Origin of the sequence: Streptomyces laculatispora (assembly GCF_017353455.1) — a bacterium.
GTDB lineage: Bacteria > Actinomycetota > Actinomycetes > Streptomycetales > Streptomycetaceae > Streptomyces > Streptomyces laculatispora.
Window position 1 is genome coordinate 1 of sequence record NZ_JAFMPZ010000445.1, and the last position, 6407, is coordinate 6407.

Annotated in this window: 5 protein-coding genes; 3 read left to right on the plus strand and 2 right to left on the minus strand. The window is 69.9% G+C overall.

The features are described 5' to 3' along the window. Positions 1-1790 (plus strand): serine hydrolase domain-containing protein (locus J1C73_RS21755; RefSeq protein ID WP_207317894.1); only part of this gene is annotated, 1790 nt, incomplete at its 5' end. Positions 1791-1840: 50 nt separating this feature from the next. Here the strand turns inward: J1C73_RS21755 and J1C73_RS21760 are convergent. After that, positions 1841-2698 (minus strand): aldo/keto reductase, encoded by an 858-nt coding sequence (locus J1C73_RS21760; RefSeq protein ID WP_207317895.1) that lies wholly within the window; start codon positions 2696-2698, stop codon positions 1841-1843. 290 nt (positions 2699-2988) lie between these two features. Between J1C73_RS21760 and J1C73_RS21765 the strand changes: the two genes are divergently transcribed. Next, the gene (locus J1C73_RS21765; protein WP_242644512.1) at positions 2989-4329 is read left to right on the plus strand and encodes a glycoside hydrolase family 10 protein; all 1341 of its coding nucleotides are present in this window, start codon (positions 2989-2991) and stop codon (positions 4327-4329) included. Between the two features lie 113 nt (positions 4330-4442). Here J1C73_RS21765 and J1C73_RS21770 read toward each other — a convergent pair whose 3' ends face one another. Then, the gene (locus J1C73_RS21770) at positions 4443-5555 is read right to left on the minus strand and encodes a LacI family DNA-binding transcriptional regulator (RefSeq protein WP_207317897.1); all 1113 of its coding nucleotides are present in this window, start codon (positions 5553-5555) and stop codon (positions 4443-4445) included. A 225-nt stretch (positions 5556-5780) separates the two neighbouring features. On the opposite strand from J1C73_RS21770, the gene J1C73_RS21775 reads away from it, so the two are divergent. Further along, positions 5781-6407 (plus strand): ABC transporter substrate-binding protein (locus J1C73_RS21775; RefSeq protein ID WP_207317898.1); only part of this gene is annotated, 627 nt, incomplete at its 3' end.

The following is a 6407-nucleotide window of genomic DNA, read 5'->3' on the forward strand; positions in this document are numbered from 1 at the left end:
CCCTGGGCGGAGCACTCGCCCTGGCGCCGATTCCGTTCGCGGAGCGGGCGTCTGCCACAGAGTCGGGGGCGGGGTCGTCGGGTATGCGCGCAGGAACCGCGGCGGGGTCGCCGTCCGGGCAGAACCGGCCGACACTGCGGCGCGGGTCCGCCGCCCGTGCGGGGCTGCTTCAGGAGCCGCTGGACCAGTTGGTCGTTCAGGCGCGGAGATATCTCGCCGACTCCCCCAAACACCCTTGGTACGCGGGTGCGGTGCTGCTCGCCGGGCGGGGCGGGACGGTCGCGCTGCACGAGCCGATCGGCAAGGCGCTGCGCTACGCGGCGTACGACGAGAAGACCGACACCGGTGTGGAGTTCCCGCCGGAGCAGCAGATCGCCATGGCCGAGGACACCGTCTTCGACCTGGCGTCGGTGTCGAAGCTGTTCACCTCGATCCTGGCCGTGCAGCAGATCGAGCGCGGCAGGCTGGAGCTGGAGGCGACCGTCGCCTCGTACCTCCCCGACTTCGCCGGCGGCGGCAAGCAGGACATCACGATCCGTCAGCTGCTCACGCACACCTCGGGCTTCCGCGCCTGGATTCCGCTCTACTCGGCGCCGACCCGGGAGGGGAAGCTGGCGCTGATCTGGAACGAGGTACCGGCGAGCCCGCCCGGCACGGCATACCTCTACTCCGACCTCAATCTGATCTCGCTCCAGCTGGTGCTGGAGAAGATCACCGGCCGCACCGAGGATGTACTGCTCCGCGAGCAGATCACCGCTCCGCTCGGGATGCACCGCACCCGCTACAACCCGCCGGCTTCCTGGCGGCCGAAGATCGCCGCGACCGAGGACGCGCGGCTGCCGTGGTCCGGACTGGACCGCGGGCTGGTCTGGGGCGAGGTGCACGACGAGAACGCGTACAGCCTCGACGGCGTCGCCGGTCACGCAGGGGTCTTCTCGTGCGCCTGGGACCTGGCGATCCTCGCCCGCACGCTCCTCAACGGCGGGGTCTACGGGCGCGCGAGGATCCTCTCCGCCCACTCGGTGGACCTGCTGTTCACCGACTTCAACACGGCGTTCCCCGGTGACGCGCACGGCCTGGGCTTCGAGCTCTACCAGCACTGGTACATGGGGGCGATGGCCACCCCGCGCACCGCGGGCCACACCGGGTTCACCGGCACCAGCCTGGTCCTGGACCCGACGACCGACTCCTTCCTGATCGTGCTGGGCAACTCGGTGCACCCGGTGCGCAACTGGCGTTCCGGCAGTGCGCCGCGCGTCGCCACCGCCAACCAGATGGCGCGCGCCGTCGCGGTCCCGCCCGCCCGGGGCCGTACGGCATGGTTCTCCGGCCTCGCCAGTGCGTCCTCGGCCACGCTGACGCTCCCGTCGCTGGCTCTCGCGTCGTCGCGCGCCCGGCTGTGCTGCGCCCTGTGGTGGGACACCGAACCGGGCTCCGACTTCCTTCTCCTGGAGGGCTCGGCGGACGCCGGGACAAGCTGGCGGCCGGTGCCCTTCAGCACCGTACCGACGCCGCAGGACCAACGGCCGCAGCCCGAACCCCATCCGGCCGGCTCCGTCTCCGGCTGGTCGGGCCGGGTCTGGCACCGGCTCGATGCGGACCTGTCGGCCTGGCACGGCACCGAGGTACGGCTGCGATGGCGGTACGCCACGGACCAGCTGTACGTCGGCCGCGGGGCCTACGTCGACGCTATCCGCGTCGAGGACGGCGGCCGCACCGTCTTCGACGAGGGCAGACCGGGCGACGCCCGCCGCATCGAGGCGAACGGATGGTCCCCCTCGGCGAACTGAGCCGGGCCGGCGCCGCCGCGGCCCGGGGACGGTCCCCGGGGCGGGCCGGATCAGGCGGCGGAGCGCTCGTCGGGCAGGCGGCGGCGCAGTCCGGCCTGCCCGACGGCGGGCGGGTCGTAGGCCATGTCCAGCATCCCGACGTCGGTGCCGGGAGGCACGATGGCGTCGATCCGGTCGAAGACCTCGTCGCTCAGCACGGCCCCCGCGCCCGCGAGGAGGTCGTCGAGGTGCTCCATGGTGCGCGGGCCGATGATCGCCGAGGTGACGGCGGGGTGGGCGATGGCGAAGGCCATCGCCAGGTGGGTCAGCGACATCCCGGCGTCCTGGGCGACGGGGATGAGCTGTTCGACCGTGTCGAGCCGGCGCTCGTCGGTGAAATGCCTGAAGCCGCGGCCCACCCGGACGCTGTCGGTGGCCCTGCCCTTGCGGAAGCGGCCGGTGAGCAGACCCTGTGCCAGCGGGCTCCAGACCATGGCTCCCATGCCGTAGCGCTCGCAGACGGGCAGCACCTCGCGCTCGATCCCCCGGTTGAGGATCGAGTACGGCGGCTGTTCGGTGCGGAACCGCTCCAGACCGCGCCGCTCGGCGGCCCACTGCGCCTCGACGATGTCCGAGGCGGGGAAGGTGGAGGCGCCGATGGCCCGGACCTTCCCCGCACGCACCAGGTCGGTGAGGGCGGAGAGGGTCTCCTCCACGTCGGTGTCCGGCGCGGGCCGGTGGATCTGGAATAGATCGACGTGGTCGGTGCCCAGCCTGCGCAGGGAGTCGTCCAGCGCACGGACCAGCCAACGCCTCGAATTGCCCTGCTGGTTGGGGTCGTCCCCCATCGGGAGGTGGGCCTTGGTGGCCAGCACCACCGTGTCCCGGCGCCCCTTGAGCGGAATTGCGATCGATCTCCATCGCTTCAATCACATGAGCTTTCGGCGTACTTTCGTAACTCTCAGATGCGAATGTACGCATCCGTCCCCTCATCCAGTCAGCCACAAGATCAATGGGCACGGATACTGCCTGGTCAACGCGATCAGGCGGGGCACTTGAGCAGTTAACCTCATCGAAATATTTCGGAAATGTGGCGTTGGCGAGCCTTTGCGGCGCGCGCATACTCTCCCTCGCTCCCCGCACCATCCGATCGACCGGAAGAAGGTGTTGGAAAGTGACCGTCAATTCCCCACCGGGTGGAGAACCCGCACGCCGGACACTGCGCTCCCGGGCACGAAGGGCATTCGCCCTCGCCACGGCGGGAGTTCTCACCGCCGCCGGAGTCCTGTCGCTGGCGGGCACCGCCGACGCCGCGACCACGCTCGGCGCCTCGGCCGCCGCCAAGGGCCGGTACTTCGGCACCGCCGTCGCCGCGGGCCACCTGGGCGAGTCCGCGTACGCCTCGACGCTGGACACCGAGTTCAACATGGTGACGCCCGAGAACGAGATGAAGTGGGACGCCGTCGAGGGCACCCGCAACTCGTTCAGCTTCGGTTCGGCGGATCAGATCGTCAGCCACGCGCAGGGCAAGGGCATGAGGGTCCGCGGCCACACCCTGGTCTGGCACTCCCAGCTGCCCGGCTGGTTCGGCGGGCTCGGCGCCGACGATCTGCGCTCCGCGATGAACAACCACATCACCAAGGTGATGGACCACTACAAGGGGAAGATCTACGCCTGGGACGTCGTCAACGAGGCGTACCAGGACGGCGGCAGCGGAGCCCGGCGCAGCTCACCCTTCCAGGACAAGCTCGGCAGCGGCTACATCGAGGAGGCCTTCCGCACCGCCCGGACCGCCGACCCGGGCGCCAAGCTCTGTTACAACGACTACAACACCGACGGGCAGAACGCGAAGAGCAACGCGGTCTACGCCATGGTCAAGGACTTCAAGCAGCGCGGTGTGCCCATCGACTGCGTCGGCTTCCAGTCGCACTTCAACAGCAATTCGCCCGTTCCCGGCGACTACCAGGCCAATCTGCAGCGCTTCGCCGATCTCGGCGTGGACGTCCAGATCACGGAGCTGGACATCGAGGGATCGGGTTCGGCGCAGGCCGCCAGTTACACCAAGGTCGTGAACGCGTGCCTGGCCGTGTCGCGCTGCGCGGGAATGACCGTCTGGGGCGTCACCGACAAGTACTCGTGGCGCAGCAGCGGAACTCCCCTGCTGTTCGACGGCGACTACGGCAAGAAGCCGGCGTACACCGCGGTACTGGCGGCGCTGGGTGGTTCCGGCGGTGGCGACGGCGGCACCGGTGGCGCCACCTGCACGGCCACGTACGCCAGGACGGACACCTGGGGCGACCGGTTCAACGGGCAGGTGACGGTGAGGGCGGGGAGTTCCGCGATCAGCGGCTGGACGGTTCCGGTCACGGTGACGTCTCCGCAGAAGGTGTCCACCACCTGGAACGGCACCCCGTCCTGGGACAGCAGCGGCAATGTGATGACCATGAGGCCCAACGGCAACGGGAATCTCGCCGCCGGGGCCTCGGTGTCGTTCGGGTTCACCGTCATGACGAACGGCAATACCTCGGCACCCGCCATCGGTGCCTGCACCGCCTCCTGAACCGCGCGGGCGGGGCGCGGCGGCCACCGGGTGGCCGTGCCCCGACAGCCCGCCCGGTCACCGGCGCGAGGGCACGCCCCAGTGGCGGCGCCCTCGCGCTTGCCGTACCCCGGTCACCCGCGTGCCCCCGTCGGGGCCGCCTGCTCGGCGATGCGCGCACGGCTCACCGGCACCGTCGCCCCGGCGGGTGCGGGCGCGGTCGACTGCCGTACGACGAGCCTCGGCCTGATGAGGAGCGAGCGCCCCGCGACCGGGGCCGAGTCGATACGGGCGCGCAGCTGCTGAAACGTCTCGGCGGCCATCTCCGGCAGCGGCTGGCGGACCGTGGTGAGGGGGGGCTCGAAGAGGTCGGCGAGCAGGATGTCGTCGAACCCGACCACGGAGACATCCTGTCCGGCGCTGCGCCCGGCGTCCTTCGCGCCCCGGCAGATCCCGATCGCGCACATGTCGTTTATGGCGACGAACGCGGTGGGCGGGCGCGGCCGGCCGAGGAGTTCGCGGGCGGCGTTGCGCCCCAGCTCGGCGGCGTCCTTGTCGCCGAACTCGGCGGTGTCGGCGCCGGGCCAGACGATCGCGTCGGCCGGGTCGAGGCCTGCCGACTCCAGGGCGGCCCGGAAGCCGCGCAGCCGCTCGCGGCGGTTGACACTGTTGACCGAGCCCGAGACGAACGCCAGCCTGCGGTGACCCAGTTCAAGCAGGTGGCGGGTGGCGAGCTCGGCGCCCATCGCGTTGTCGACGCTGATGGAGGCCAGCGACGGCGGATCACCCGCCTGGGCGGTGCGGTCGAAGGCGACCATCTTCAGGCCGCGGCCGAGCAGCGGCGCGACATGGTCGAGCGAGGGCAGCGATGAACAGAGCACCACTCCGCTCACCCCGTCGGCCAGCAGCTCCTCGCCGTACTTGAGCTCGCGGGCCGGGTCGCGCTCACTGTTGCAGAGCAGCACGTGGTAGCCCTCGGCGAGCGCGATGGCCTCCAGCTCCCGGGCGAGCGCCCCCCAGAAAGGGTTGGCGACGGACGGCACGATCAGGCCGATGACCTTGATCCGGCCGGTGCGCAGCATCCGCGCCGCACGGTTGGGCCGGTAGCTGAGCTGCTCGATCACCCGCTCCACGCGGGCCAGGGTGGCCGCCTGCATACGGTCCGTACGCCCGTTGAGGACGTTCGACACGGTGCTCGCGGATACTCCCGCGGCCTCCGCGACCTGATGGATCGTTACCCCGCTCATGCCACCTCCGGTTCGGAACGTGTTCAGCCAGACTAGTGTACCGATTTACTGAACTCTCTTCACCGGTACACCCGTTAACTTTCCTGAAAATTGTTGTGCATCAGCTGTTGACGTGCCTCTCAGAGCGTTTCTAGTCTCAGTGCATCGATTTACCAGCGCTTCCCAGCCATGGCCGGGTTGCCATCGCTGGATCGATCCACTGCCTCCACCTCAAAAGGGGTGCCCATGGAACTCAATCGACGGTCGCTGCTCGCTGCCATCGGCGCCGGTACTGCCGCGGCCGCACTCTCCGGCTGCGGCACCGGCTCCTCGGCCGCCGGCTCCGCCGACGGTCCCGCCGAGGGCGAGATCACGCTGCTCACCCCGATCTACGAAAAGGCCAACGGCAAGACGCTGTTGGAGAAGCAGATCCTCGGCGGCTTCCGGAAGAAGTATCCGGACGTCAAGGTGAACGTGGACTACACCACGTACACGCAGCTCAACGAGAAGATCACCACGGGTCTCGCGGGTGGCCTGCTGCCCGACGTGCTGATGATCGGGGTCGGCTGGATCCCGCCGTTCGCGGCCAAGAAGGCGATCGCCCCGCTCCCGGAGAGGTTCGCCACCGCGCACGACTACGAGAAGCGGGTGCTGGAGCCGTCGCGCTACGACGGCAAGCTGTACGCGCTGCCGGTGGTCCTCGACACCCGCATCGTCGTCTACCGCAAGGACCACTTCGCCGAGGCGGGGATCAAGAAGACCCCCGCCAACTGGGCCGAGTTGCGTGCCGCGGCGAAGCAGCTGACGAGGGACGGGCGGGTCGGGTTCGACCCGTTCTCCATCGAACTGCGCCAGTGCTGGGAGACCTTCCTC

Coding starts and splice junctions, on each gene's coding strand:
- J1C73_RS21770 (WP_207317897.1), bottom strand. CDS start 5,555: ATGAGCGGGGTAACGATCCATCAGGTCGCGGAGGCCGCGGGAGTATCC.